This is a genomic window from Coleofasciculus sp. G1-WW12-02 (assembly GCF_040219735.1).
In the GTDB taxonomy this organism is placed as follows: Bacteria; Cyanobacteriota; Cyanobacteriia; order Cyanobacteriales; family Coleofasciculaceae; genus Coleofasciculus.
Genome location: NZ_JAVJRX010000009.1, coordinates 1 through 26,542 on the forward strand (window position 1 = coordinate 1; position 26,542 = coordinate 26,542).

The 26,542-nt window shown below is 46.4% G+C and carries 25 protein-coding genes, 1 pseudogene and 1 riboswitch; of the genes and pseudogenes, 5 read left to right on the forward strand and 21 right to left on the reverse strand.

Annotation, left to right across the window (positions count from 1 at the left end):
* Positions 1-372: 372 nt before the first annotated feature.
* The 7 genes from stpA to RID09_RS00880 all read right to left on the reverse strand — a co-directional run bounded on the left by stpA (position 373) and on the right by RID09_RS00880 (position 7,165).
* On the reverse strand, positions 373-1,674 hold the full coding sequence (gene stpA, locus RID09_RS00850) for a glucosylglycerol 3-phosphatase (RefSeq protein WP_446334062.1): 1,302 nt from the start codon (positions 1,672-1,674) through the stop codon (positions 373-375).
* 46 nt (positions 1,675-1,720) lie between these two features.
* A complete protein-coding gene (locus RID09_RS00855; RefSeq protein ID WP_446334063.1) occupies positions 1,721-2,275 on the reverse strand; it encodes an NUDIX hydrolase in 555 nt (184 codons plus the stop codon).
* A 223-nt stretch (positions 2,276-2,498) separates the two neighbouring features.
* Complete coding sequence (locus RID09_RS00860) at positions 2,499-3,812, reverse strand: homoserine dehydrogenase (RefSeq protein ID WP_446334064.1); 1,314 nt, start codon at positions 3,810-3,812, stop codon at positions 2,499-2,501.
* 47 nt (positions 3,813-3,859) lie between these two features.
* On the reverse strand, positions 3,860-5,371 hold the full coding sequence (locus tag RID09_RS00865; protein WP_446334065.1) for an ATP-dependent DNA helicase: 1,512 nt from the start codon (positions 5,369-5,371) through the stop codon (positions 3,860-3,862).
* A gap of 160 nt (positions 5,372-5,531) precedes the next feature.
* On the reverse strand, positions 5,532-5,837 hold the full coding sequence (locus tag RID09_RS00870; RefSeq protein WP_446334066.1) for a DUF7734 family protein: 306 nt from the start codon (positions 5,835-5,837) through the stop codon (positions 5,532-5,534).
* Between the two features lie 77 nt (positions 5,838-5,914).
* Positions 5,915-6,508 carry a DUF3177 family protein gene (locus tag RID09_RS00875; protein ID WP_446334067.1) on the reverse strand — a complete coding sequence of 198 codons (594 nt, stop codon included), beginning with the start codon at positions 6,506-6,508 and terminating at the stop codon, positions 5,915-5,917.
* Positions 6,509-6,940: 432 nt separating this feature from the next.
* Positions 6,941-7,165 carry a CP12 domain-containing protein gene (locus tag RID09_RS00880; protein WP_446334068.1) on the reverse strand — a complete coding sequence of 75 codons (225 nt, stop codon included), beginning with the start codon at positions 7,163-7,165 and terminating at the stop codon, positions 6,941-6,943.
* Positions 7,166-7,539: 374 nt separating this feature from the next.
* Here RID09_RS00880 and RID09_RS00885 point away from each other — a divergent pair, with 374 nt between their 5' ends.
* Positions 7,540-8,802, forward strand: coding sequence for an FIST signal transduction protein (locus RID09_RS00885; protein ID WP_446334069.1), 1,263 nt, complete (start codon positions 7,540-7,542; stop codon positions 8,800-8,802).
* 411 nt (positions 8,803-9,213) lie between these two features.
* Here RID09_RS00885 and RID09_RS00890 read toward each other — a convergent pair whose 3' ends face one another.
* Positions 9,214-9,441, reverse strand: coding sequence for a helix-turn-helix domain-containing protein (locus RID09_RS00890; RefSeq protein ID WP_446334070.1), 228 nt, complete (start codon positions 9,439-9,441; stop codon positions 9,214-9,216).
* A gap of 97 nt (positions 9,442-9,538) precedes the next feature.
* Positions 9,539-9,766: a helix-turn-helix domain-containing protein gene (locus RID09_RS00895; protein ID WP_446334071.1), complete on the reverse strand. Its 228-nt coding sequence runs from the start codon at positions 9,764-9,766 to the stop codon at positions 9,539-9,541.
* A gap of 516 nt (positions 9,767-10,282) precedes the next feature.
* Between RID09_RS00895 and RID09_RS00900 the strand changes: the two genes are divergently transcribed.
* Positions 10,283-10,711, forward strand: coding sequence for a hypothetical protein (locus RID09_RS00900; RefSeq protein ID WP_446334072.1), 429 nt, complete (start codon positions 10,283-10,285; stop codon positions 10,709-10,711).
* On the opposite strand, the gene RID09_RS00905 is transcribed toward RID09_RS00900, so the two are convergent.
* Both RID09_RS00905 and RID09_RS00910 read right to left on the reverse strand, forming a co-directional pair.
* Complete coding sequence (locus RID09_RS00905) at positions 10,708-10,953, reverse strand: type II toxin-antitoxin system Phd/YefM family antitoxin (protein WP_446334073.1); 246 nt, start codon at positions 10,951-10,953, stop codon at positions 10,708-10,710. The two genes, RID09_RS00900 and RID09_RS00905, sit on opposite strands and share 4 nt — an antisense overlap.
* A 54-nt stretch (positions 10,954-11,007) precedes the next feature.
* Positions 11,008-12,114 carry a metallophosphoesterase family protein gene (locus tag RID09_RS00910; RefSeq protein ID WP_446334074.1) on the reverse strand — a complete coding sequence of 369 codons (1,107 nt, stop codon included), beginning with the start codon at positions 12,112-12,114 and terminating at the stop codon, positions 11,008-11,010.
* A gap of 291 nt (positions 12,115-12,405) precedes the next feature.
* On the opposite strand from RID09_RS00910, the gene RID09_RS00915 reads away from it, so the two are divergent.
* Positions 12,406-12,900, forward strand: coding sequence for a universal stress protein (locus tag RID09_RS00915; RefSeq protein WP_446334075.1), 495 nt, complete (start codon positions 12,406-12,408; stop codon positions 12,898-12,900).
* Between the two features lie 13 nt (positions 12,901-12,913).
* Positions 12,914-13,870, forward strand: a complete 957-nt coding sequence (locus RID09_RS00920) for a ribonuclease III domain-containing protein (protein ID WP_446334076.1) — start codon at positions 12,914-12,916, stop codon at positions 13,868-13,870.
* 81 nt (positions 13,871-13,951) lie between these two features.
* On the opposite strand, the gene RID09_RS00925 is transcribed toward RID09_RS00920, so the two are convergent.
* The 5 genes from RID09_RS00925 to RID09_RS00945 form a co-directional block, all read right to left on the reverse strand.
* Entirely contained in the window at positions 13,952-15,028 is a 1,077-nt protein-coding gene (locus RID09_RS00925; RefSeq protein ID WP_446334077.1) for a glycosyltransferase family 4 protein, read from the reverse strand.
* Between the two features lie 491 nt (positions 15,029-15,519).
* Entirely contained in the window at positions 15,520-16,890 is a 1,371-nt protein-coding gene (locus tag RID09_RS00930) for a DUF1800 domain-containing protein (protein WP_446334078.1), read from the reverse strand.
* Positions 16,891-17,032: 142 nt separating this feature from the next.
* The gene (ftsH, locus tag RID09_RS00935; protein ID WP_446334079.1) at positions 17,033-19,114 is read right to left on the reverse strand and encodes an ATP-dependent zinc metalloprotease FtsH; all 2,082 of its coding nucleotides are present in this window, start codon (positions 19,112-19,114) and stop codon (positions 17,033-17,035) included.
* 129 nt (positions 19,115-19,243) lie between these two features.
* Positions 19,244-19,735 (reverse strand): DUF3368 domain-containing protein, encoded by a 492-nt coding sequence (locus RID09_RS00940; protein ID WP_446334080.1) that lies wholly within the window; start codon positions 19,733-19,735, stop codon positions 19,244-19,246.
* Positions 19,728-19,982: a UPF0175 family protein gene (locus RID09_RS00945; RefSeq protein WP_446334081.1), complete on the reverse strand. Its 255-nt coding sequence runs from the start codon at positions 19,980-19,982 to the stop codon at positions 19,728-19,730. The genes RID09_RS00940 and RID09_RS00945 overlap by 8 nt, the downstream gene beginning before the upstream one ends.
* 188 nt (positions 19,983-20,170) lie before the next feature.
* On the opposite strand from RID09_RS00945, the gene RID09_RS00950 reads away from it, so the two are divergent.
* Positions 20,171-20,947: a Uma2 family endonuclease gene (locus RID09_RS00950; protein WP_446334082.1), complete on the forward strand. Its 777-nt coding sequence runs from the start codon at positions 20,171-20,173 to the stop codon at positions 20,945-20,947.
* 176 nt (positions 20,948-21,123) lie between these two features.
* Here RID09_RS00950 and RID09_RS00955 read toward each other — a convergent pair.
* The 5 genes and pseudogenes from RID09_RS00955 to RID09_RS00975 all read right to left on the reverse strand — a co-directional run bounded on the left by RID09_RS00955 (position 21,124) and on the right by RID09_RS00975 (position 26,396).
* Positions 21,124-23,374, reverse strand: a pseudogene (locus RID09_RS00955) (cation-translocating P-type ATPase).
* Positions 23,375-23,576: 202 nt separating this feature from the next.
* Positions 23,577-24,179: an exopolysaccharide biosynthesis protein gene (locus tag RID09_RS00960; protein ID WP_446334083.1), complete on the reverse strand. Its 603-nt coding sequence runs from the start codon at positions 24,177-24,179 to the stop codon at positions 23,577-23,579.
* Positions 24,151-24,330, reverse strand: coding sequence for a hypothetical protein (locus RID09_RS00965; protein WP_446334084.1), 180 nt, complete (start codon positions 24,328-24,330; stop codon positions 24,151-24,153). The genes RID09_RS00960 and RID09_RS00965 overlap by 29 nt, the downstream gene beginning before the upstream one ends.
* 88 nt (positions 24,331-24,418) lie before the next feature.
* Positions 24,419-25,756, reverse strand: a complete 1,338-nt coding sequence (locus RID09_RS00970) for an SLC13 family permease (protein ID WP_446334085.1) — start codon at positions 25,754-25,756, stop codon at positions 24,419-24,421.
* A 493-nt stretch (positions 25,757-26,249) separates the two neighbouring features.
* Complete coding sequence (locus RID09_RS00975; protein WP_446334086.1) at positions 26,250-26,396, reverse strand: hypothetical protein; 147 nt, start codon at positions 26,394-26,396, stop codon at positions 26,250-26,252.
* A gap of 19 nt (positions 26,397-26,415) precedes the next feature.
* A riboswitch (cyclic di-AMP (ydaO/yuaA leader) is annotated at positions 26,416-26,542 on the reverse strand.

Genomic DNA, 26,542 nt, shown 5'->3' on the forward strand with positions numbered 1-26,542 from the left:
TACAGTGCCGTTTATTTATATCTGACCACTTACAGGTTAACGGGATTTTAGGTCAGATGATATCAACTAACTGCCTATATGGCTAGCTCTTACAATCTGAGTTTTTACTCTTGTTTTTCCTACCATCTTCACCGGGGTTAAGTCGTTACACCAGCCAAGTTGTCAGGCTCCGCGATCGCGTCCCTAACGAATGAGCTAAAACCCTTGTTAGGAGCCACCGCAAGTCTCATCCGGTAAGTCACTCCAGAAAGAGCGTCACCTCTTTTCCCCGTGAACGCGGGAACACTCCTGAGGGCACAACGAAGCTTAAGTTGACACGGATGCACGTCTATGCGCCCCTACCATCTCAATGTTTGGGTTGGTGGCGTCATCCTATCGGTGATCACTCGCTTTTCTTTCTCGCGCTACCTTTTGAAAAAATTCATTGTACTGTTGATGACCTTTGTGAAAGACAAAGTTTAAGGTTAAAGGCTCATCGACATCGCGAACATCACCGGGACCTTCAAGCACAATGATTTCCTCGCCAGAGGTTTCGTTCTGACCAATTTTCACAGATTTGCGATTTTTGACTTCACCTTGGCTACTATCGATATAGACAATAATATTGCCGGTATCCAACTCCTGACCAATCCTTTGAATCAGTTGTAAAAAGTTGCGATCGCTCCCTCCTCGTCGAACCGTCAGTTTCCCCTGTGCGTCTTCAACAGAGCTATTCACCGTATCTCCTACGCCAATCATCAACGGCATTTCTTTTGGGTCAAAATTCGCTTTAACCAACTCCAGTAATTCCTCTAGCATTTTTGGCGCTTGTCGCACATTAAAGTCTTCCCCTAAGGGATAGGAACCCGTCCGTTGAGAATAATAACGATTTAAAATCGCTAACACACCCGCCTCTTTAATCGCCCCTTGCAGCATAAACTGAAAATCAGTTGTCCCAGAATCTTGCGTTTGAGCTGGGCGTAATATTTCTTGTCCTTGCAAGTCTCTGCCTAAGTTGGGAGCATAATGGACAAAAAACGAATCGCCTAACCCTTTCACTTGTGCCTCTTGTAGAACGTCTTGCATCAGATTTTGCATATCTTTTTGCAAATCTATATAAATTTCAGGGTATTGGCGCAGTTGTTCATAAAAGGTATTCAGATTCGCACTTGGGGAAACCTTATTTTCCAGAACAGAAGCCTGGATACATTCATCCAAATTATCAATTTCTGCGGCTATACTTTTTTGCTCAAAAAAGCGACGTAACCGGATTTTAATCCTCTGGGGAACTTCAGCTAAAAATTCTAATTCTGCTTCGCTGACACCAGGGTGAGAGACATTCCCTTGACGGTCTTGCCATTGCACACCGCCACCAGCGAGACCAGGGAGATACAGCCCCTTTGCCTTAACCTCAGCCGGATTACCAAAGGCGCGTTCAATAATACCATTTACTCCTTTATCTCCAATATGCTCTCCATTAGTCAGGACATAAAAATGACCATCAAACACCTGCGTCGCTTTAACATAGTTTCGGTCAATCACTCGTGTTAATGGGTCTTTAACCAGTCCCATGCAGACGCCATCTAAATCTTGAATAATTAGGATATTTTCTACATGGGTCAAGACATCGGCAAGGACTTCAGTCTTTAATGATAGAGTATGCTCATGGGGGAGAAGTTGAGGAGAAACACTCATTTGTAAATCGCTGATGACAAACAGTTCATATTTTATCGTTCATGGTTCATCGTTCAGCGATAATCCTCTGACTCTGCCACTCTAGCAGCACAGCACGACACTGGAGACAGGTTAAATCTTGCAGGAGAGAGTGGATTCCTGGGGATGTGGTGGGGTAGGTAGTTCCAAGTCGGTTAGGGTTCACAGCGACTGTGGCGTCAAGTTCAGCAACGAAACCGTAGAGGTTTTGGTTCGAGAAGGAGCTATTGATTGCCCAGCCTGTAGAATTGAGGGGAGTTAGGTTCGCGATCGCGTCTTCACAGAATCCCAATTCCTGGCTTAAGATTCCAGGGACAGCGGCGACGGGGGTTTGGTTAGGATTGACCCGTCCACCGGGAAAATCCAGCGTCGCTTCTCCGACACCAGGGCGATAGGTTGGTACAGGAAGCAGAAATTTCCCCGCCTGAATCGTGACGATGACCACTGAATCAGCTTTTTCGACTCGCCAATAGTCAAGAATTCGCCCTTGGTCATCTTGTAGGCGTTCACCGATTAGGGTAAGCCAATGGGAACGGATTTCCACGAAACGGTCTAGGGTTTGCCATGGGCGAGGTTTATTCATAAAACTTCACAGACAGACAGGGCGACCCGACCTAATTGAGTGGACTGGTGTTGTTAATTAGACCAAGCCGGTCGCCCCTACACTCAGGATCACAGGCGTTTATTTCCTCTCATACCAAATCCGGGTTAGCTACTCCCGTTATAATCCAGTCCGCCTATTGGTAAAGGAGGGTGAAAAAGGCGGATTTGGTGTCATAACAGGCCTGTGTGCGATCGCACCGATCCTACAGCACTCTCAAAACACTGGGAATACTATCAACCGCTTCTAACGCCTGAATTTCGGCTAATGCTTGGCGGAAGTTTCCTTCCCTGACATCATGGGTGACGACCACAATTTCTGCTAACTCATCCCGGAACCCAATTTGCACGACTGACTCTAAACTGACCCCATGATTACCAAAGCTCATACCCAAATGACCAATAACACTGGGTCGATCTTTGGTCATAATCCGGGCATAAAATCGAGTGACTAATTCTGAAATTGGGGAAATGCTGCAATAGTGTTGATGCACACAACTTAATAAGGGATGCAGGTGATGTGTCTCTCCCGCCGTTTTCAGTACAGCCGCAATATTCAAAATATCGGATACCACCGCACTCGCCGTTGGACCAGAACCTGCACCCGGACCAAAGAACATGACTTGTCCCAAGGGTTCCCCTTCCACCAAAATCGCGTTGTAAACCCCATTGATACTCGCTAGGGGATGGGTTTGTGGGACTAGAGTCGGGTGAACCCTAATCTGTAGCATTTCTGATTCGGGGTCACTGGTGGGAACCTTCGCCTCTCGCTTGGCTACCGCGAGGAGTTTAATCACAAACCCTAAGTTCTGGGCGTAAGCGATATCGGCGGCGCTGACTTGACGAATCCCTTCACAGTAAACGTCTTCTAACTTAATCCGTCCCGCAAAGGCTAAAGATGCGAGGATGGCAATTTTATCGGCGGCGTCTAAGCCTTCGACATCGGCTGTGGGATCAGCTTCGGCATAGCCTAATTTTTGGGCATCTGCCAGAATATCAGCAAATTCTCCGCCCTCGGTTTGCATCCGGGTGAGAATGTAATTGGTTGTCCCGTTGACAATACCGATAATGCTGTGAATTTGATTTACCCCTAAGGACTGTTTCAGGGGTTGAATCACCGGGATACCGCCACCCACAGCCGCTTCCAGGAGAACATAGACGCCTTTTTCTTCGGCTGCTGTGAAGATTTGAGCCCCATAGCGGGCGATGACGGCTTTATTGGCGGTGACAATATGCTTACCGTGGGAAATGGCTTTGAGGATTAGCGATCGCGCAGGTTCTAATCCCCCTAGTAATTCGACGATAATATCAATTTCTGGGTCAGTAACAATCGACTCCAAGTCCGTGGTCATTATCGCGGGTGACACCTTCACGGATCGGGGTTTATCCAGCGATCGCACGCCGACTCGATGAATGTCAATCGTTTGCAGCAGGGGATTTCGACCTATGGGGTCTTGTAAAATTTTCGCTGTTCCCGTACCAACTGTTCCCAGTCCCAGTAAACCGATTTTAAAAGCCACAGCTATTATCCTAAAACTTTAAGCATTACAGAAAATGGGTCATCTTTTCACTCAAACCAACCGTCATCCACATAATTAATTTGGGCAAAGGGACTCAACGCTGATAGCACTTGAGTGCCGTAACTGCGATAGTTAACCCGATTGTCTAAGAGGGCAACAATCCCCTGAGAGTCTCGTACAGGTGCAACTGCCCGTTGTAATTCTCGCAACGCCGCAGGTAATAGAAATAAGCGAAACCAGTCTAAACGTCGCTGTTTGTAATGCGCCACTTTACCCGCAACCCAGGGAGATTCTAGGGAGGGTAGGGGTAACGTGGCAATAATGAGCAGTTGGGGAGAGGGTAAAAATTGCTGCTGAGAGCGCCAGAATTCCCAACCACAGACTAGAATACCATTCTCGTCTAGCTGGGTCTTTTCCACCTGAACTCGCGAGCCAAATTCAGCGGCTAAAACTGCCCCTAACTGGCTTTTCAGGGGGACATCCCCGACTAAGATGACGATAGGGGTTTTCACCTGATGAGTTGCCCCTAAAAGCGTTCGCACTTGTTGGAACAAGGCATGTTGGAATCGAGGCGTATTCGGCATTGGTAACCCATCGGGTAAATAAAGCTGAATCAGTTTACTGTGCCGATCTGGCGAGAATTTTAAGCAGGTTAATTCTCCTAAACCCAGTTGTTGACGGTAAACCGCAGCCGAAGCCTCCAAATCCAGCGCCGCGCCAATTAATACCACCGGTTGTTCTAACCAAATGGGACTGAGGGATGTTGCTACTTCTTTTGGTTCACAATACAGGGAAAACTGACCTTGCGATCGCTCAATAGCTGCCCAGGTAAACTGATTTGATGATTGCCAGCATTGCCAAAACTGTTTCCAGGCTGTTGGTAGATAGAAAGACTCCCCGCCATTTTCCGATTGTAAGACCTCAAACAACTCCTGGAGGACAGCTTGTTCGCCCGATTCTATCAAATAGCAATCGTAAGGATTTGCCGGATGCTCAAATAAGAGTTTAGTCAGCCGTACCCGCATGTCCCGAATCCAAGCCGTCTTTTGGGGATGGGCTAACATCAGTTCATGCCAATGCTGGGGCTCAATAGTACTCTTAAGTTGATCGCGCACCCAGTCTTCTAAATCGTCAGCTTGGTCAATGAGTGTGGGAATACCTGGAGGAAACTCCCTTTTTTGCGCCAAGCGATCTGCCAACCACGCTTCGGGAGTGGTAATCAGCAGTCCTTTAAAATCCTCATCTGGGAACGTGTCGCCAACGTAAATCGCCTTATTCGTACCCATCCATTCCTGCAAGCTGGGAATTTCTACCTGTAGCAGCCACTTTTGGACTGACACAGGCGCAACAATAATCACGGGTTCTTGCCATATTAAGGCAGGTGCCAGGTAACTCAGACGATAGAGTCCTTGGGTACTTCCCGTTTGAATTAATGCTGAACGCCCCAAGCGCAAAGCCCGCGCTACCAGCCGCGCCATTGTCAAATGGTGGGGCCAGTTGGGTTGACCTTGCTCTCGCAGAAAGGCACGTAGAGAGGAATGGACTTCTACTTCAATCACGTTAATCTCGTGGAAAGAAAGTTCCCAGAACTATAGACAGCTATTCTCATCTTGCCTCAACCTGAGGATGAGTTACTACGACTGGATTTTAGAACTTATCTAGTTTGACATAAGAATCGGGTATTAGGTGTAGCTGAGGTCTTGCACCAGTGCGTTAATCCTAAACACCAGCAGCTACCAACAACTGCTGCATCGCCTCCCCAGTTAACCCCTGCTGAATGTAACGAGGCGCATCCGGATTATAGGGACTGGCGACGCGATCAATCTTGACAATTTCCGCTTCTGGTGGTAATACAGGCACATCTGGATCGAAAGCAGTTGGACGCATCAACGAACTAGAAAACCCTTTGTAAATAGCAATCTTATCCTCTTCGCCAGCAATTTGAGCGGTAATGAGTAAAACTTCTTGAGGATACTTAATCGTGTATTGTTCTAAACGCTGCCCAATAGAATTTCCTTGGTTCATGGTTGATTGGGGAAGGGGTGATTGGGGAAGAGGAATTAAAAACTTTTAGCTTTTGACTTATCTGTCCCTGTCTCCTGCTACTGTTCCATAGCAATTCGTCCCTGTTTCCCTAAGCGAATCAGAACGAAATAGCTCAAGTACAGAACATAAGACAATAATCCGACAATGCCAATAAGACCCAAAAATTGAGGAGAAGACTCAGGATGAAAATATTGTTTAAACAACCAGGGGGGTTCTAGCCAAACTCTACAGCTAAACGTTTCCGCAGCCTCTGGAGTAAACGCGCATCCTAGATAGGGAATACTCCACAAGACACCAATTCCACAGTAAATAGTTATTGCCCAGCGCCAAGCCGTCAGCGTAAGTTTCAGCGGGTTAGTCGGTTGATCTTCAATATCTTCATTCACATCCACCCAGAACCAGAGGGAGATGGGAATCAGAATCCGGGCAAACCAACCCGATATAAAAGCAATGGGCCACGAGGCAATCATGACATAAACCGTAATTGCCAATAAACTAGACACGCGCCAGTAGATAATTAACAGGCGCACGATCGCATCAGCTTTTTTAACAAAAGCCCATACAATTAGGATCAGGGGAATCAACACCGTAAATAAAACGGCTAACCGATAGTCTGTCCAGACTAATGCTTGCAGCAGTTGATCAGGCATAGCTAATAGCCGACGAGTTCCTTTGGTTTCACGTTAACAGAGTGACACCGCGATCGGTTCACATCCCAAATTGTACGGTAATGTTGCCATTTCCGCTTCGGTAACATCATTTACGGTTGAATACTGACACTTTGGCACTCTCCCAGGCTCCAAGGTAGGGAGCAAGGTGGCAAAGTAGACTAGTGGAAGGCGAGGATTTTACCTACCGTAAGCCTGACTTATTAGAGTCTTTTTCTATGTAGAACCCTATATCCTAGGTTGTCTTGGTTCAATTGACTTGGGGCTTGCGGTTAACTTTAAATTAATCAACCCTTGTACACCATTATATTATGGCGATTCATCTCACGTCATAATTTTCAATTTGATGTGAGATGAATCGCCTATTTAGCTGAATTCATCCATACAGAATCGGCAGGGATAGCCGATGAAGAGTCATTCGTCGTAGACTCGGCACTCATCTGCATCAGGATTTTCTTCGCAATACTTCTCGAAGGAGGTTTTCTTTGTGCCTTGTTGCCTCTGGTGTGATGCCTCAGCTTGTAATTCTTCTACAGAATCCCAAGCTACCGCACAGTCTGGGGACTCTGCGCCTTGAGAATCACAAACAGCTCTAGCTTGCTGACGTTCCCGATCAATTTGTTCTTGAATATCACTCATTGACTACTTTCCTTGTTTCCTGATTACTGCACTAATGTATTGTACAGAACGCCTATTTATTTTGTGTTGACCGTCCCTGGATATATCCAAGTCGGTGCTTATAGGTCTTTAGGATTCTATGGTTTAACGTTCAGCACAAGCCGACACGCTGTTTACAATTCTACACGATCTGCCCAACTACCGGAAATAGGTATTGGGGATTGGGGAGGTTTTGACATTTACCTACGAGGGCATGGTGCGTGAGTTAACTCCCCATATCCCTCATCTCCCTGGCAGCAGTCCCTTGGGAGTTAGCCGAATTGGAGTTATCATAAGGCTTTGATTAGTAGCCAACCTGAAAAACACCCTACCCAGGGAAAACCGCAGTAGAACTCATGGCAAATTTGATGAAGTGGGTCAATGCCTTATCAACTCGTCCGTCCTTGGAAACAGCCATCGTCGAGGTGGTAGATCGTCTGGGACAATCGTTGTCAGTGCCTGCGGATTTGGGTCTGGTGTTCATCTCTTCCGCTTATGCCAGCGAGTATTCCCGATTAATGCCTCTGCTACAAGAACGGTTATCCGTACCCGTGATCATTGGTTGTGGGGGAGGTGGCGTGATTGGTATGAATGCCCAAGGTCAACCCCAAGAAATCGAAGCAGAACCCGCTCTCTCAATCAGTTTGGCAAGTATGCCAGAGGTTTCAGTACGGGCGTTTCATATTCCTGCAAGTGCCTTGCCTGACTTGGATAGTTCACCCAATGCTTGGGTGGACTTAATTGGTGTTTCCCCCCAAGAGCAACCCCATTTCATCTTATTAGCCGATCCCTTTTCCTCGAAAGTCAATGATCTGTTACAAGGGTTAGATTTTGCCTATCCCGGTTCAGTTAAGGTGGGAGGATTAGCCAGTGCCAGTGGGATGGGAGTTCAGAGTGGATTATTTTATCGTGATCCTGAACAATGCCCTGAGGGTACGTTACATCGAGAAGGTACAGTCGGCGTGGCGTTGAGTGGGAATGTGGTACTCGACCCCATTGTCGCCCAAGGCTGTCGCCCCATTGGTCAACCCTATCAAATCACCAAAGGCGAACGAAACATTGTACTGGAACTAGCCGATAGTAATGGAATGAGCTTCAGTGAGGCTGAATCCCAGCCGCCGTTAGTCGTACTGCGCGATTTAATTCAAAACCTGAGTGAGAGCGATCGCGAATTGGCGCAACATTCCCTATTTATTGGCATTGCCCGTGATGAGTTTAAGCAAAGTCTCGGTCCTGGGGATTTCCTGATTCGCAATCTGTTGGGTGTTGATCCCAGACTGGGTGCGATCGCGATTGGCGATCGGGTGCGTCCTGGTCAACGGATTCAGTTCCATCTGCGAGATGCCCGAACCTCTGAGGAAGACATAGAATTACTTTTACAGAATTATCAAAAGAAAGTCAATCCCACCCCAGAAACGGCGGGTGCATTAATGTTTTCCTGTTTAGGGCGGGGTCAAGGATTGTATGGGAAACCCGATTTTGATTCCCAACTCTTGTGTCGCTATATCAATAATATTTCAGTTGGCGGTTTCTTCTGTAATGGCGAGATTGGACCCGTAGGCGGGAGTACATTTTTACACGGCTACACGTCAGTATTTGGCATTTGTCGGCAACCTTAATTAGTCATTCAGCTTTGGTTCAACAATGGAAGAGGTATCCAAAGAAATAGAATTATTCTGGAACGTTGGATTAATTGTAGCGAACTATGTCTCATATCAAATCCGCCTTTATTACCCCCTGCAAGAGGAGGCGATTGAAATCGCAGCTACGCAAACAAAGTCCGCCTGCGCGGACTTTGTTATAACGGGGGTAGCTAACTCAGATTTGGTATCAGATGTTAGTAGGGTGGGTTAGGCGGGAACTCAATCGGCAAAATAACTGTTTAATTCAATATCCGCCGTAACCCACCAACAACGATATTTGGCGCTGGGATTTCGGTTCCTCAAGGGTGCAGTCGAGTACCTGCAATAATTTCTGATATTAGTCAACCCTAATTTTAGAGGAGTGGGATTTTTGGGTAAAACCTGCTTTCACTGCTCATTTGGGCTAAACGCTTCAACGAGTTCCTCAAGAGTGCAGTTAAGTACCTGTAATAATTTCTGAGTTTGCTCTGGAAATAAACGTGGTCTTTGTCCTCCTGTCTCCCATAGAGAAACAGTACCAACAGTGACATCCATCAAAATTGATATTTTCCGTTGGGTTAAGCCAGCACGCTTCCTCAAGTACGCAAACGTTATTGATTCTTCTTCGTTTGCCATTTGGCATCCTTGTTAACTTTAGGTTGATCAGTATTTTTGGACAAGTATTAGTCAACCATTATGTTAAAGAAGTGGGATTTTTGGGTAAATCCGGCTTTCACGGCTCATTTCGGCTAAACGCTTCTACGAATTCCTCAAGGGTGCAGTCGAGTACCTGTAATAATTTCTGAATTTGCTCTGGAAACAAACGTGGTCTTCGTGCGCCCGTCTCCCACTGGGAAACAGTCGTAACGGTTACATCCATTGCAATGGAGATCTCGCGCTGGGTTAAACCCGCACGCTCTCTCAAGTATGCAAATGTGATTCGTTTTCCGTCCTTTACCATGTCATATTCTCATGTTTTGTAAATTGAAGCAAATTAGTTGACAATTTTAAGTTGACTTAATTAATATGGACATAGAAAAAGACAGGCGAATCGAGGAGTCGGCTTAGACCTTCGATTAACTTGTCCATTTCCTTCACCTGTTAGGACTCGCAAACCTAACGTTTACCCTATCCATTGGCTAGCTAGCCCAACAGTTAGTTTAGCCATTGGCTAGGTTTCGTCTGGCTGTCTAAATGCCTTACGCTGGCTTACATCCTATCTTATATGACCAAAAAGCGATGCCGCAAAAGGGCGATCGCACTCAGTCTATCCATACATACCCTATGAGGACATTCAACGCAAGCTCGGCACTCGCTGTCGCGCCACAATTTGCTGCCATTCGCGCCGTTCTCCAACCCTAGGGTGATTACCTGCGCCAACGCCGGAAACGGTCAGCTTGTAACGTTTTCACAGCCTTTAATCCCGCCCGAAAACGATGACCCATCCACATATTCAAAAATTAAAATCTAAAATCCAATGACTGCTTTATTTCGCCGTATTAACCCCGCGCAAAAGTTCCGCATCACCAAACGCCAAATCGCCCAATTCCTGGGAATTTCCGAATCCCTAATTGTCAAAGTTGAATCCTGGCTTTATGTTCTATTCGTTCACCGCTTGGACAAAGGCGGACAATTTATCAGTTATCGCCAGATGGAACAATGGAAAAATGCCGTAGCCTGTCACCTGCAAAAATGCTCAACTTGGGAACAGTTAGAACATCTGTGGATTGCTATTAAATTTGATCACACGAAGCATCAAAAACAATATGTCGCCTCTGTCTTGCCATTCCTGGACAAAATTAGGTTGAAATGTCTGGAAGCCATTTCCCCAGAGTTAACCGTTGCCAAGGTGCAGGTCTATGATAGTTTATTAACGTGCGATCGCACCCTGATCTCTTGTGGCTAAAGACGCACTGACGTAGGTGTCCAGAATTCTTCCGGTAAAGGCTGATCAAAATCGTCACTTGTCCAGATTCCTCCAGCATGTAATCCCGCTATGCGTCGTGGGATTGATGATGCGATGGGTACGAGACGGGCAAGGGGAGTACTACCTTCGGTCAAGACAATCTCTGTACCTCCCCGTACTAGAAACAATAACTCCTGCAAATTTATCTGTGCTTCATGCACATCAACCATTTTTGTAGACATTAACTGTTCTCCTAGCTACAACTCAGAATAACCAATCGCGTCCACTCCACAAACTCATGACTCCAGGAGTAATGTCGTGTGATTATCGATAAAAGCAGGTTTCCCATTACTATCCATCGCGCTAAAGGTTTGGAAATAGCGGCGGACAAGGGGGGGAAACTCAGGAAAATCAAAACAGGCGTCACCCACAGCAATATCTGCCCAAAAGTCGCGTAGACTGGGGGCAAGTTTATCGGCGTCGGCTACGGGTAAACATAAAGGTGGGGCGGTAAGTAACTTTACCATAAACGGATGAGAGCGATCGCCCATCCATTTCCGCGAAATTTCCGGCAGATTTTCCCAACCGGGTACAGATGTGATGTGATGGGATTCTATCTGTAACCAGCGATTCCCTCGGTTATCGGTTCGCAATTCTAAGACTCGGTAGGGATGGGGATAGCTGACTAATGATCCGGTGGTAATGTCGTAGATTCCCTGGTGATAGGCGATATCCTGGACATGAAGATGACCCGTAAAGATTAAATTCACCCCAGCCGCTTTGAGCAGATTTAACAGGGTAGGGGCATTATCCAGCATATAGCGGCGTCCCAAGGGATGCTTTGCCTGATTCGGTAGATGTTCGATGACATTGTGATGTACCATGACCACAACCAACTTATCCTGGGTTTGAGAAAGTACATCCTCAAGCCATGCCAATTGCGGTGCATCGAGACAACCCACTTGTTTACCCGTCTGGTCAAATTGGTTAGAATTTAACCCAATAAGCTGCACACCGGGGAAAATTTCATGGGTGTAGTAGAGTTGATCGGGATTATCATAGCCAAATTGATGATAGTAGTGGGGAAAGTCTTTCAGTCCAATCGAACGTTCGTCCGGTAATAGCGTGGGGACATCATGATTACCAGGTACAACGTAAACCGGGTAGGGTAGCTGGGATAAGCGCCTTTGTAGCCAGTCATGGTTAGTCGGTTCGCCGTGTTGGGTTAAATCTCCTGGAAGCAGGAGAAAATCTAGATTAAGGTGTTCTAAATGATTGAATACTAGCTCTAGAGCGGGGATACTGATTTCCACTAAATGAAAGCGGGTGGGAATATCCCATAAGGTTTTAGGCAGGGCGATGTGTAGGTCGCTAATCACCGCAAAGCGGGCATTTAAACTCATGAATTTTTCCCTCTCTCAGCCCTTGGTTTCCAGGTTGAGTGTCGGACTTGTATTGGTTACAACACTTTCTGTGAAAAGTGAGATGTCTGTTGCCTCTATGTTTGACAACAATTAATTATTGTGTTTATTTTTGACCTAGATTCCGACACAATTGCTAGATTGGAATGAGCTTCCATAAGCTAGCTCCTTGACGAAATCGAATCGAGCAGCACTATCCTGAGTTGAGATTCATTATACCATTGTCAGAGGGGTAACAACCTACTATTTACCAGGGTTTTGGAGGAAATGGTTATGTTTGAAAAGATGCTTGTTGCCATAGATACCTCTGGTATGGGTGACCCTGTTTTCGATCAAGCCCTAGAATTAGCCAAAGCGGTTAAGGGTCATCTATTACTGTTGCACGTTCTGTCTCCGGAGGAAGACACGAGTCCGGGTATGCCAGGATTTGCTGAGGCGGACTATTACCCGTGGCGATTGGATGATGTGAATATCAGCTACCGTAAGCAGTGGGACGACTTTGAAAGCGAATGTCTGGAGATTTTGCGATCGCGCACGGGTAAAGCTACGGCGGCTGGTGTCATGGCTGAGTTTACCCAGGTGCCAGGAAGTCCGGGGGAAACCATCTGTAAGGTGGCTAAGACTTGGCACGCTGATCTAATTATCATTGGTCATCGGGGTTTGTCAGGGCTTTCAGAGTTACTTTTGGGGAGTGTCAGTAATTACGTTCTCCATCATGCCCCCTGTTCCGTCCTGACGGTGCAATTACCTGTTGTTAAAACCTCTTAATCTTTTAAAACTGATGGAATGGAATCCTGAACCTGTAGAAAACCAAATCAGTATTCAATTCAAGCATGGTGATACGCTTCGCCTTGCTTTAATGCATCGCTCTTATGCGGAGCAAATTGGAGAATATGAACAGAATAACGAGCGATTAAAATTTCTGGGGGATGCCATCGTTAATTTGGTGATTACTGACTATTTATATCACAACTGTCCCTATTTAGAGGTCGGTAATTTCAAAGGCTTACGGGACAAGTTAGTCGAGGGACAACGGTTAACTAAACTGTGGTATCAACTGGGATTAGGCGAAGGGTTTCCGTTTCTGGGACTGACCCAAGAACGGCATCGCTTGCGTTTACAAAGCCACAATCCCTTTGAGGAGGCATTGATAGCGTTAGTTGGGGCGATTCATCAGGATCGCGGGTTTTCTCAGGCGCGGAATTGGTTGGTTAAGCAGTTGGTTGCGCCGTTACTGGAGCATCATTTAAAAAGTATAAAAGAGCGTTCATCTCCGAATAAACAGTTAAGGTTTCTGGGAGATGCGGTATTTAAGGGGATTGTTGCTAATTATTTGTATGGCTATCTACCCAATGTTAAAGTTGGTAGTTTAAATGAGTTGTTTAAGGAATTAACGTCTAAGGAGAATCAAGCCGACTATATCAATCAAATCACGACTGAGGAGTTGACGGCGCTGAATTTAGGGAATGAGAAAGATTTAGGCAAATCATTTAAGGCATTATTAGCCGCCGTTTATCTGAATCGGAGTGCTGAAAATGATAAGCGGGGCTTTGCGGAAACCGAAAACTGGTTTGTTGAACGGTTTGTTGATCAGGATCAGGTTTTAAGGAAGGCGATTCGTTTACTGATGGAAGATGGTAAGTCGCAGAAGTGGATTGTACGGTATGTTATGGGGTATGAAAGTAAGGATTATCATGCGGGGAGAGAGCGGTTTAATGAAGTGATGGAAGTCGGTTAGCCGCATAATAAGTCTGGAAGAACGGGCTTTTTCAAACCTTTATCGTCAACGATGCGGGCGTTGATGGCGAAGACAGCGCAACTACCAACCCATTAAAATATCGTACAACCACTGTTCCACGCGATCGCACATCGCCTGTGTTGAGTATTTCGCTTCCGCTTGTTGACGACAGGTATCGCGGTTAATCCTATCCAACCCGTTAATCGCCTCAACCAATCCCGCCACCGAATCCGGTTCCACCAAAAACCCCGTTTTCCCCTCCTCGACAATTTCCGCCGGTCCACCGCGACGGTATGCAATCACCGGAACGCCACAGGCGAGGGCTTCTATTGCCACATTGCCAAAGGCTTCCACCCAACGCGGCGTCATTAATAATCCCCGACATTGGCGTAAATGCTGCTGCATTTCACTCGTCGAGAAAAACCCTAGATAATGAATTGGCGCCTCTGGGTAATCCCGCAAAATCTGTTGCCAATACTCCTGATTTTGCAGCACTCCCATAATTTTCAGGGGAATCCCCGTCATCTGAGACGCCGCCACTGCATCCTCTAACCCCTTTTCTGGGGCAATTCGCCCCACCCATCCTAACCACGGTTCAGGTTCTGGACAAAAATTATAGCATGATAGATCAATACCATTCCCCAAACACCGACAGCGATCGCCAAATGTAAACGTAGCCGCCTGTGCATGAGAATGAACCGCCACTGTACCCGGAAACGCCATCACCACTTGCTCAATTATCTCATCCATCGCTTCTGAGATAGAACCCATACTCACCAAATGGGCAATGGGACGAGTAAAAAATGGTGTTAAATAAAAGGGCATCCAATCATAAGCAAAGTTGAAAATTAAATCATACTCTAATTGCACTTGCCGTGCATAATCCCAAAACCGGGCTAAAACCGAAGCGGGGGGAATAATAATCGGTGTATCTCTTGCTTGGGTTTGAGCGCTGGTTTGTAAGGTTCCGCTAATTTCCACCAGGGGCATACCCCAACCCGTAGACCCTTGGGTTGCTACAATAGTCACCTGATGCCCACGTCTGACTAAATCGCTGGCAACATTCCGCAACGTTAATTCAACACCGCCCGTCAATCCTGGACCCAACGGACCTACTGGACTAGAAATCAGCAGTAATTTTAGAGGGTTATCTTTCATTAAATTAGGAATTTAGTAAGCAGAGAACCTGATGCCCTCAACGACATTATTTTCAAATCTTACAGTTGCAGAACTGACTTTACCAGAAGCGGCATCTAACGTTTTATCATCATAATTCCAAGACTAACATTATTCCACATAGAAAAAGAATAGATACAGCGATTGCCGGAATCACGAGCCTAATTGTCTTTTTTATATACTTTTGTATCCGCCGTTGTTTTTTCCGTTTTTTTTCTATTTTTCGGACGGCTTTCTCAACAAAATTTGGCGAAATTCCTGCTTCTGAACATATTTGTTTTAGATCCGCTAAGGAGTAACTTTTATTCGCTTCAGACTGTAAACGAGCCGCTTCTAGTAGCACCTCGCCTACCCGATCATCAGGAATATATTTAATGTCCTTTAGACAGTCTCTAGTTGCCTTGTTATTCCTTTTTCGATATGACTTATTCCCCATATTTTCTCCTTGACTGTTACTGAGTTTAATTGAGCCATTATCGATACATCAGATCGGGACTTCCTAAAATCAAAGCTGCCCGTAACTTTTCGGGACTATTCTCAATCTCCTTTTTAGTTTGGGCAGAAATACTATCACCCAAGGTATTAAGAAGTTGACTCGCATCCACCGATTTATTATCACCCAAGCCTCCTTGAGCTATCGTCGTTGCCAAACTAACCCGCTGTAGCATCGCATCGGGACTCAACCAAGCCTCTTGGGTATTTTTATAGCCCTCAGGAGTGGAACAGTTGTAAAGGGGCATACTCAGTTGATTTAACATACCCGAAATCCGCTTTAAATTTGGCTCTTTTGTCCCCGTCGCCCGGACAGCGGAAATAATATAGTGATAGGGAGTCTTAAATTTACGACCATAATTATTAGCCTGCAAAAATTCAGGACGTTGGAAAAGAGTTTCTAAGACAGCCCGAATATCCCCCTCTGTCTGCAAAAATTCCTTAGCCAGTCCCTTGACTAAACCGGAAGGCGGCTCATCGGCGACAAAATATTGGGCAAGTTTATAACTGATATAACGGGCAGTTGCTGGATGGCTAGCCAAGCTATCGATAGCTTTTTCCACTTCAGCCACACCATTGCCTTTAATCCGTTGACCCAGAAGTACTTTATCACTATAGTCATGGCGGTTGCTATCAAAATAAAAGCCATTGCTATCCCCCTTATTTCCATCCAAATCAAAACCCCATCCGGTTAAAATATGAGCCAAGGCAATCACATCATCCTGAGTGTAGCCGCCATCAACACCCAAGGTATGAAGTTCCATCAATTCACGGGCATAGTTCTCATTAATACCGCGAAATTTACCCTTAGCACCCGGACTATTGGGTGCAGTATTTCGCCAGTTATCTAAATAAACCAACATCGCCGGATGATGAACCGTTGCTGCTAGCAACTCACGAAAACGACCCAGGGAATAAGGTCGAATGGCTTGCTGTTCATAGACACCAACCCAGAAGTGAATTTCACCTTTTTTGGCAAAAACATTAAAGTGATTAAACCAAAAATCTACCATCACCTCTTGCAATTGCCTCCGACTCGCGATCGCACGCAGTAATCGAGCTTGTATCGCTTGCTGCAACGGTTGTCTAGCTTTTTGGCGAGCTTTCTGACGTTCCTCCTCTGAACGCTGTTCTTGGTTGCGAGGTTTATACTGTCTGAGTAACTGAATAGGAGTAAGTTTGAGAGTACGCCACTGATCAAGCTGGCGAGTTATTTGGGGAGATTCGGGAATGGATTCCGGCGAAAGTTGAGATTGAATATAAGCATCAATCCCTATCGATTGAATTTGTTCAATCTCACCGGGACGAAGACCAAAACTGAGACGATTTAGAATATGGAGTAATTTTTTCATTTGTCAAATAGTTATCGCACTTAGTCGGGGCGGGTTTATTTACTATGAAGTGCAAAGGAAACGACAGTAGTAAAACCCGCCCCTACACACTCACGCACCCTGCCAGACTAGCGAGTGCGTTGGGTCAAAACTCAAAACTATTCTATGACGCTAAACGATTAGCCTCTAACGCTACAAAATTATCCACCGGACGCACTTGTTGCAGCAGATTTTGTAAAGCTTCCCCTTCAATCACCTCCGTTGCTAATATCTGTTGAGCAATTTGTTCCAGTAAATCACGATTATGATTGATAATCGCTAAGGCTTTCTGATGGGACATTTCCACAATTTCTCGAACTTCACCATCAATGGCTTTTGCCGTTTCATCACTCAAACTCCGGCGTACATTTCCTCCATTATTGCCCAAGAAACTATTACCTTGAGCCTGATTATACGCCAAAGGACCCAAAACTTTACTCATGCCATACGTCGTCACCATGCGTTCAGCTAACTCGGTGGCGCGTTGCAAATCATTAGCCGCCCCCGTTGTGATATTGCCAAAGACAATTTCTTCAGCGGCGCGTCCCCCCAAAAGTGTGGAAATATCACCCCGGAGTTCCGCTTCATTCATCAAAAAACGGTCTTCTGTGGGTAGTTGTAGCGTGTATCCCAAAGCAGACATTCCCCGTGGCACAATTGAGATTTTCGCCACTTTACCACTCCCTGGCATTAATGCACCGACTAAAGCATGACCAACTTCGTGATAGGCGACAATCTTCTTCTCGACATCGTTGAGAACCCGGCTTTTCTTCTCCAACCCCGCCACGACTCGTTCAATGGCTTCGGCGAAGTCGGCTTGAGCAATGGTTTCTTGGCGCTTGCGGGCGGCTAATAGGGCGGCTTCATTGACCAGATTGGCTAAATCAGCCCCAGCAAACCCAGGAGTACGAGTTGCGATCGCGTGCAGATCCACATCCTCACCCAATTTGACTTTTTGGGCATAAATCGTTAAAATCTCTTTGCGTCCAGCTAAATCAGGACGGTCAACCAACACCTGACGGTCAAAGCGTCCGGGACGTAACAATGCCCGATCTAAGCTTTCCGGGCGGTTCGTCGCCGCCAGAACAATCACCGTCGCATCCCCAGCCGCAAACCCATCCATCTCCGTCAGCAATTGGTTGAGCGTCTGTTCTCGTTCATCATTCCCGCCACTATGGAAATTCCCACTACTCCGGGATTTCCCGATCGCATCCAATTCATCAATAAATATAATACAGGGAGCTTTCTTTTTTGCCTGCTCAAACAAATCCCGCACCCGCGCAGCGCCGGTTCCCACAAACAGTTCCACAAACTCCGATGCGGAAATACTAAAGAAAGGCACCCCCGCTTCCCCAGCCACGGCTTTTGCCAAGAGTGTTTTCCCCGTTCCCGGAGGTCCCACCAACAGCACCCCTTTCGGGATTCGCGCCCCAATTGCGGTAAAGCGATCGGGATTTTGCAGGAACTCGACAATTTCCACTAATTCTGTCTTGGCTTCCTCCGCCCCAGCCACATTAGCAAAGGTAATTTTAGCCGATTCCCCTTCCACATAAACTTTTGCCTTGCTTTTACTAAATGAAAGCGCACCTTCGGTGTCTCTGTCACTGCGGCGCAGGAAAAACTGAAAGGCGGCGACGAGGATTAGCGGCGGAACTACCCAACTTAACAGACTCAGTAACCAACCATTTTTCGGCGGCGGTGCGGCAAAAAACTCAATCCCCTGTTCCTGAAGATTGTTCACCAAATTCGGATCATCGATCCGCAGCGTAGCATAGATTTGTCCTGTTTGCTCATTCTCATTGAGCAGTTCCTCTGTGGGGTTGAGTGGATCTTCAGGTGTCGGATTTAACGGATTCTCAGGTGTGTCCAGCTCAGGTGTTTCCGCCGTCTCTAAAGGCTGTTGTGGGGTTTCCAGCAAGTCTTGAGTGGCTTGGAGTGGATCTTGGGCGGCTTGCAGCAAGTCTTGAGTGGCTTGGAGTGGATCTTGGGCTGGCTTAAGCTGAAAAATCACTTGTTCTTCCCCCACCGAAACCCGTGCAACTTTTCCGTCGTCGAGTTGGTCGAGAAATTTGCTATAGGGAACCAGGGGAAACCGAGGGGATTTGGGTACAAACAAGTATCCCACTAAGGATACACCTGCCAGAATCAATAGAATAAGAGCAATCTGGCGCCCGTGTGGCGATTGCGGTTTGTCTTTAATACTCATATATTCGTTCTCTGCACGCTTGCTGCTGTGGGCTTGGGTGGATGGGGGAATTCCTATTTTTAGGGTAGCAAGGTTCCCTAGCAACTTGGCAGAGGTAGCGAGCGATCGCCCACCTCATTCTCCGATGGGTTAATCACACTCATTAGCCAGTTGCAGCACGGCTGAAAGGACTTCCGGACTAACTCTAAATCCGACTTGAACCAGTTGATTTAAAACAGGTTTAATTTGGGGGAGCTTGCTTTGTTGTTTTGCCAATAAGATTACACCCAAAGTCCCTCGAACGGGAATGCTTAAGGATAAAGCGGCGTTTTTGGCAGCGCGGTCATCTAAGATTGCTTCGTAACCAGGATTTTGGTAAGCCCAAGACAGAACATGACTTTCTCCGAGTCCCAAATCCCAAGATGCAACCTTAGGCTCGATTGGTTCCACTGCTCGAATCCATGAGCTTCCCTGGTTGTTGAGCCACATTTTAGCCGGATCATCACCAAGACCCAAATTAATCTCTTGGACTACCCCAGTGGGAATCACCATCTCGCTACACATTCGGGGTAGTAAACTAATTTGAGAGATTTTGGCAAGAACAATTAAGGGGGAGGCGTTGATCACCCATTTTCTAACCACGGGAGAGTTCCTCCGCTAGTTCTTGAGGTGTTACCTGAAAGGGTGACACATTGAAGCGCGAAAGGGCGGCGAGAAAGTCTTGACGGCTCACATCGGCTATTTCAGCCGCTTTGGATTGAGAGATGATGCCGACTTCGTACCATTTGACAGCAGCGGCTAAACGCATTTCTTGCACAAAAGCATCTGGGCTAGTCCGTAGTGCCGAAAAAGCGCCTTCGGGGAGTTCTATCGTAAGCTGGACGGTCATGTTATTCGCTAGGGTGTCTTTGGTGTTCAGCGTAGCATTTGTTCACAAGGGAGCGATCGCCTATTACCCCATCCTGTTGAGTGGCGATCGCACAGTTGAAAGGATTAGCTCGGAAACTTGCTGTTTAACAAATAATTTGAGATTTGGGATTAAACTAGAGGTAGCCATTTTGCCCCTTAACCATCATCATGACCTTTACTCAAAATTCCGAGGCGGCAGCAAGTTTAACGATATCGACTGAAGTAGAGGATATAATCATTCCACCCTCGGATTTATGGAGTGATGAACCGCCGTTGGAAAGTGACCTGCATCGCGATCAAATAGAGCTGTTGCTGGCTTGTCTGAAGTGGTGGTGGCGAGAGCGCACGGACTTCTATACTACGGGCAACTTGACGATTTATTTCAGTCCCGAACATATTACCACGCGGGACTTTCGCGGACCTGATTTTTTTGTGGTTCTGGGTACAGAAAATAAACCCCGCAAAAGTTGGGTACTCTGGGCTGAACAGGGGAAATATCCGAATGTCATTATTGAATTGCTTTCTAATAGCACGGCTAACGTTGATAAGGGATTTAAGAAACAGCTTTACCAAGACACCTTTCGCACGCCAGAATATTTCTGGTTTCACCCCGACACGTTGGAGTTCCAAGGATTCTGCCTAGTTAGAGGAACTTATCAACCCATAGAGCCAAATGAGCAAGAGTGGTTGTGGAGTCAGCAGCTAGATTTGTTTGTGGGGGTGTATGAATCAAAGCTGCGGTTTTTCAGTCCCCAGGGGCAATTAATTCCCACTCCCGAAGAAAGAGCCGAGCAAGAAAAACAGGACAAAGAACTGGCGCAGGAACAGGCTCAACTGGCGCAGGAACAGGCTGAAGCCGAACGACAACAACGAGAACTGGCGCAACAACGAGTGGCGGAACTAGAGCGTCGGCTGAAGCAGTTAGGTGTTGAGCCAGATACATAATAGTAAAGTATTTTAGGTTAAATGGCACTGACTTAAGCGGAATATTGCCAACTCGGAATTTCCCCTTTAGTAGAGACGTTCCGGCGGAACGTCTCTACTAGGGGTCAAGGTTACAAGTGTTTTTTTCAGTCTTGATACAGTACCGTTTAGTTAGGTCTGACGACTTACATTTCCGGTTACCCTATCACCGTTTTCCGAATGCTGAACCAGTTAATCACTAGTTTTTCCAGTTCAATCCAAACAAACATTAAAGCACTGAAACCAAAACAAACCAAAAGTTCTAGAGGACTTAACCAGTGAGTGCCAAAGAAATCCCGCAGGGGAGCCACATAAATTAGCATTAATTGTAATGCAGTGGTCAAGGTAACAGCACTCATAACGTAGGGATTGGAGAAGGGATTGAGTTGCACGGTTAGCTGAGTATGGGAACGAATCGCGATCGCGTGTCCCATCTGGGCTAAACATAGGGTGGTAAATACCATCGTCTTCCACCGATCCGGATCTCCCGATACCTGGGCGTAGTTATATGCCCATACCATGAGTATGATGGTCAATATGGCAAAGATAATCCCAATCCGCACCATGTAAAGCCCCAACCCACGGGCAAAAATACTCTCGCGAGGATTGTAGGGCGGGCGCTGCATCACGTTGGGTTCGGCGGGTTCCATGGCTAGGGCGAGAGCAGGTAATCCGTCGGTGACGAGGTTCATCCAGAGAATTTGTAGGGGGGAAAGGGGAACACCACCCAAGCCAATTAACGGCGCCGCTGCAATGGTAAGCACTTCCCCGATGTTGCTTCCCAGAATATATTTAATGAAGCGGCGAATATTCGTATAAACCACTCGACCTTCTTCCACAGCATGGACGATGGTGGCAAAATTGTCATCCAGCAGAATCATATCGCTGGCTTCTTTACTCACATCGGTGCCCGTAATGCCCATGGCTACGCCAATATCCGCTTGCTTAAGGGCGGGGGCGTCATTAACTCCATCCCCCGTCATTGCCACAAATTCACCTTGGCTTTGCAAGGCTTGGACGATTCGCAGTTTGTGTTCCGGGGAGACGCGGGCGTAAATACTGATATGGTTAACCTGTTGCTCTAATTCGGCTTGAGAGAGTTTTTGCAAGTCTTGACCGGTGAGGACTAAATCCCCGTCTTTAGCAATTCCCAGATCAGTTGCGATCGCTCGCGCTGTTAACTGATGATCTCCTGTAATCATCACCGGGCGAATTCCCGCCTCCCGACATTGAGCCACAGCCTCCCGCACCTCTGAACGCGGCGCATCCAGCATTCCCACTAACCCCAGCCAGATTAATCCTTGCTCGGTGTCTTCCCAAGAACCTTCCGGGGGAATGTCTGACAAGAGCTTATAGGCAAATCCCAATACCCGCAATCCTTTACCTGCCATCTGGTTATTTTGTTCCAGAATCTGCCCCCGTTGCTGGGGAGTTAGTTCACCCTCCTGAATCCGGGTGCAACGCTCTAAAATTAGCTCCGGTGAGCCTTTGGTAAACATGATGTAGGATGTAACCTCTTCCCCATTCTCCATCTGGCAAATCGCACTCATGCGCTTGCGTTCAGAGGAAAAGGGAAACTCGGCTACCCGGGGCAACTGTTTACGCAAGGACTTTTCCCAACTGAGACATCCGCTGCTGTAGCGGCGTGGGTTCTGTTTCCACCGATTGCAGCATTGTGGCAATTCGCCCTAATTCCGTCTGCATCCCGGTGTTGGTAACCAGTACTTTTGCCCGCCCCTGAATCACTTCGGTTCCCTGAAATACCAAGGTTACGCGATCGCCTAAGGGGGCGTCTTCACTCAGTTGCACGTCCGGTTGCTTGTGTACCGCCTCGGCTTCCCCCGTCAGAGCAGATTCCCGGATTTGCAGGTTTTGCGCCTCGATTAGACGACCATCAGCAGAGACCTGTACTCCCGCTTCTAATAGCATGACATCCCCCGGCACCAATTCCTTACCGGAAATTTCCATCAGTTTCTTATCTCGCAGAACGCGCACTTTGGGGGAGGAGAGGCGTTTGAGGGCGGCGAGGGCTTTTTCAGCACGGCTTTCTTGGAGATAGCCTAACAGACCATTTAAAATCACGATCGCAAAAATCGCGATCGCGTCTTTGGGAAACACCCCATTTCCTAAATCCAGTACCCCTGACACGATGGCTACGGCAATCAGCATCACTAACATGATATTCGTGAACTGATCCCATAAGATTGCCAGGGGACTACGCCCCCCTGTTTCTGTTAATTCATTTAACCCATAGTGCTGCTGCCTCTGGGCAATTTGTGCGGGGGTTAAACCCCTTTCGGGGTCACTTTTTAGACGTTCTAGTGCCTGCTCAATGTCCAGGGTATGCCAGGGTTGAGTGGTATCGGGAAGAGGACTCGAAGCGGCAGATGAGGGTGTAAGAAATGACATAGTTGGTGGCGATTAGTCTAAGGTAAAAACGTTTAGGGAAAAATCAAACCAAAAAACGAGACACCTGATTTCTGAAAGGGATAGTATTTTCACAAAATGGGGAGGAGTAAAAGCCTTATCAATCGCAGGATAAAGCTTTCTTAAATTCCGTGACAAGTAAGGTTTAGGTTTATTTTCTAATTATATATTATCCTTTATTTATTCAAAATGAAATAGGCAGTAAATGAGAACTTTGCCAGAGTGCATAAGCAATAAAAACAAAAACTAGAGTCACTAAAGCGGTTAGTCCATACCCCACACACATCAGCAAACCATCTTCTTCTAAGGTGGCAACAACCAATAACAAAATCGCGGCGGTTGGCATCGGATTCGTGAAAGGAAACGGTAATATCAGTAGCACGCTTAGCCAAGTCATACAACACCCATTCCAGCGCCAAATTTTAGGACTTTCTGCTACCTTTAGCCAACGAGGACGCACAATTTTTTCCAGTACCCTCATCACTCGCTTCAAATTTTTTAGCAGTTTTAAACTCAGGCTAGGGGGAAATCGAAAGTTGGCAACTTTTCTAGGTAACCACGGTTTTCGCCGTCCCAAAGCCATTTGCACGGATAACACTAAGCAGCCTAATCCTAATATACTTGATGCTCCGGGAGGCATGGGAAACAAAAAGGGTAAAACTAATAAGCCAATGACTAAGCTGAATCCTCGCTCAGAAGTTTCTGTGAGAATATCTCTTAGCGTTAGGGGTTGATGGGTTAATCGGCTGAGTAGGGACTCAATGTCTTGAGTAAATTTTAGGTGCATTTGTCGGGGTGATCACAACTTCGCTAACATAATCATTAAGACCATAGTCTTGGGCAACTAAATCCCGCGTAGACGGTTTGCGATCGGGCAGAAGTCGGGGTGCGGCGAGAGTCAGGTAGATTAATCCGACAATAAAGGTAATAATACCCAATATACTTGCTTCCCGACCAGAAGCAAGCTACGTCATTTATCATTTGCCTTGTCTCCACCACAACACAATAATATCCAAAAAAACCAAGCTACAAGAAAAAACGAATTGTAATATATAAAGCTGCCGTTACTAGTTGTATCACCATTACAGGTACGCCGTAACCTAAAAAGGTTTTAAAAGAAATCCGGCGTCCATGGAGTTCCGAAATACCCGCCGCCACGATATTGGAAGAGGCACCAACGAGTGTGCCATTCCCTCCCAAGGTAGCACCAAACATCATGGCATAGAAAAGGGGTAGTACTTCTGGGGGAAATTGACCCTCAAAGGTGGGAGATAGGACATCTGCTCCCACATAACCCACATTAACCAGGTACTGTTTAAGCAGTGGCACCATTGCCACGACTAGAGGAATATTGGGAACAACACTGGAGAGTAAACCAACCAAGAAAAGTAGTAAGATTGAACCGAGGAAAATATTTTGTCCCAATAGTACGGCGAGTAGCCGGGATAAACCGCTGACAATACCTGTTTTTTCTAGTCCACCAATGATCACAAAAATAGACATAAAAAAGAGTAAGGTACTCCAGTCTACATCCCGCAAGATGTTGTTAACAGTATCAATCTTGCTATGGTGAGCCAACAGTAACGCTAACGCCGCTCCCATCAAAGCGACAGCCGCTGGGGAAATTGGAATAGGCAGTGAGTCTCCTACCACAAAAAATACCAGCACAAAAACCATGATAAACCCCCCAGCCATTAAAACTCTAGGATGCTGAATTTTCGGGTGGGGCAGTTGATTCAAATTATCCAGCTTTTTTTGCCAAGTTTTTGGGAATAAGAAGGGCAGCATAACGACAATTACAGCAACGGCAATTCCTCCACCTAAACTCAACTGCATTAAGTAGTCTATAAAGCTGATATTGACGGCATCTCCTACAATAAATGTTGCTGGATCACCGACAAGTGTGAGTAATCCAGCACTATTAGCCACCAGCACCATTAAAATGAGTAATGGCACGAAGTTTACCCCAATTTCCTGTGCTAAGGGTGGCAGTAACGGAGCTAATAACATTACCGTTGTCGCATTTGGCAACATGGCACAAATCGGGGTAGTAATAGCGACAATTCCCAGCAGAAGTCGCTTTCCTTCTCCTCCCGCTAATACGACCATTTGTGTGGCTAAGTAGTCAAATAGTTTAGTCGGTTCAAATGCCCGTACCAGAACCATTACACCAAAGAATAAAGCCAGGGTTTCGTAACTCTGACTGATATATTCAACGGCTTCATTCAGGGTCATGATATGGATAAAAATTAGCAGTAATGCACCCAAAAAAGCCGCAATTGTTAGGTGCATCCATTCAGTCATAATTAAGATAATGACACCGGCAAAAGTTGAAAATGCAATAATCTGAGACCAAGTTTCCATAAATTCCCTCATGATTGAAGTGGATAAGGGGAAGATGTTCAACGAAAAAAGTACCCAAAGGATAAAGGGGGTAACAAAAGCAGATTGGGTAGAAAAAACCAACCCCATGCCTACTGGCGTGACACAGCTAAAATTGTAGAATGGATTTTCCTATTGAATCGGGCGCAAACCTTCATTGGTGTCAACTTAAGCTCAGACAGAATGCAATACCTTGACGCTACCCCAGAACCGGGAGGGAACGTTTCCCCCTACCCCCCTCATTCCCCCCTGCGAGGGGGGAGGACAAAGGATGTTTCACTTTTTTTGCACGGGAGATGACAAAGCTTGCGCCCCTACAGTTTCCGGACGTAATTCTAATCCATTAAATTAGGTGTGCCACGCTACTACAACCTAGGTCTATTTATAGCAGTTAATAGAGACTTCTAATAAAAGTCTCTACGAAAGGGCTAATGTGGTTGCTTTTATTACATTAAGTAGGTGGGGACAATTAAAGTTAACTGTGAGGATGGTCATTCGTCATCCACCAGCAACAAATTTCCGCAAAGCTGAACTGAAACGACATGGACAAAGCCTCAACTTCAAAAAGCAGGTACAAAAAACTGAGCAGTACCAGCGCCTGAAACTGATGAGATCGAGACATTCCTAAAAATGCTGATTCTTCAGTCTCCTCCCAATGCCTACGGAGTTAGCTGACGGGCTAGGACTGAGAGTTGTCCCTCTCGACTCGGGTTTCGAGTCACAGATATGCCCCAAAATTTGGTTCCCCCGCTCCAGCTTTCACTGCTT

What these genes read in the sequence shown, in the direction of transcription:
- stpA (WP_446334062.1), bottom strand. Translation starts at nt 1,674, where the DNA reads ATGAGTGTTTCTCCTCAACTTCTCCCCCATGAGCATACTCTATCATTA.
- RID09_RS00855 (WP_446334063.1), bottom strand. Translation starts at nt 2,275, where the DNA reads ATGAATAAACCTCGCCCATGGCAAACCCTAGACCGTTTCGTGGAAATC.
- RID09_RS00870 (WP_446334066.1), bottom strand. Translation starts at nt 5,837, where the DNA reads ATGAACCAAGGAAATTCTATTGGGCAGCGTTTAGAACAATACACGATT.
- RID09_RS00875 (WP_446334067.1), bottom strand. Translation starts at nt 6,508, where the DNA reads ATGCCTGATCAACTGCTGCAAGCATTAGTCTGGACAGACTATCGGTTA.
- RID09_RS00880 (WP_446334068.1), bottom strand. Translation starts at nt 7,165, where the DNA reads ATGAGTGATATTCAAGAACAAATTGATCGGGAACGTCAGCAAGCTAGA.
- RID09_RS00885 (WP_446334069.1), top strand. Translation starts at nt 7,540, where the DNA reads ATGGCAAATTTGATGAAGTGGGTCAATGCCTTATCAACTCGTCCGTCC.
- RID09_RS00890 (WP_446334070.1), bottom strand. Translation starts at nt 9,441, where the DNA reads ATGGCAAACGAAGAAGAATCAATAACGTTTGCGTACTTGAGGAAGCGT.
- RID09_RS00895 (WP_446334071.1), bottom strand. Translation starts at nt 9,766, where the DNA reads ATGGTAAAGGACGGAAAACGAATCACATTTGCATACTTGAGAGAGCGT.
- RID09_RS00900 (WP_446334072.1), top strand. Translation starts at nt 10,283, where the DNA reads ATGACTGCTTTATTTCGCCGTATTAACCCCGCGCAAAAGTTCCGCATC.
- RID09_RS00905 (WP_446334073.1), bottom strand. Translation starts at nt 10,953, where the DNA reads ATGTCTACAAAAATGGTTGATGTGCATGAAGCACAGATAAATTTGCAG.
- RID09_RS00910 (WP_446334074.1), bottom strand. Translation starts at nt 12,114, where the DNA reads ATGAGTTTAAATGCCCGCTTTGCGGTGATTAGCGACCTACACATCGCC.
- RID09_RS00915 (WP_446334075.1), top strand. Translation starts at nt 12,406, where the DNA reads ATGTTTGAAAAGATGCTTGTTGCCATAGATACCTCTGGTATGGGTGAC.
- RID09_RS00920 (WP_446334076.1), top strand. Translation starts at nt 12,914, where the DNA reads ATGGAATGGAATCCTGAACCTGTAGAAAACCAAATCAGTATTCAATTC.
- RID09_RS00925 (WP_446334077.1), bottom strand. Translation starts at nt 15,028, where the DNA reads ATGAAAGATAACCCTCTAAAATTACTGCTGATTTCTAGTCCAGTAGGT.
- RID09_RS00930 (WP_446334078.1), bottom strand. Translation starts at nt 16,890, where the DNA reads ATGAAAAAATTACTCCATATTCTAAATCGTCTCAGTTTTGGTCTTCGT.
- ftsH (WP_446334079.1), bottom strand. Translation starts at nt 19,114, where the DNA reads ATGAGTATTAAAGACAAACCGCAATCGCCACACGGGCGCCAGATTGCT.
- RID09_RS00945 (WP_446334081.1), bottom strand. Translation starts at nt 19,982, where the DNA reads ATGACCGTCCAGCTTACGATAGAACTCCCCGAAGGCGCTTTTTCGGCA.
- RID09_RS00950 (WP_446334082.1), top strand. Translation starts at nt 20,171, where the DNA reads ATGACCTTTACTCAAAATTCCGAGGCGGCAGCAAGTTTAACGATATCG.
- RID09_RS00960 (WP_446334083.1), bottom strand. Translation starts at nt 24,179, where the DNA reads ATGCACCTAAAATTTACTCAAGACATTGAGTCCCTACTCAGCCGATTA.
- RID09_RS00970 (WP_446334085.1), bottom strand. Translation starts at nt 25,756, where the DNA reads ATGGAAACTTGGTCTCAGATTATTGCATTTTCAACTTTTGCCGGTGTC.
- RID09_RS00975 (WP_446334086.1), bottom strand. Translation starts at nt 26,396, where the DNA reads ATGTCTCGATCTCATCAGTTTCAGGCGCTGGTACTGCTCAGTTTTTTG.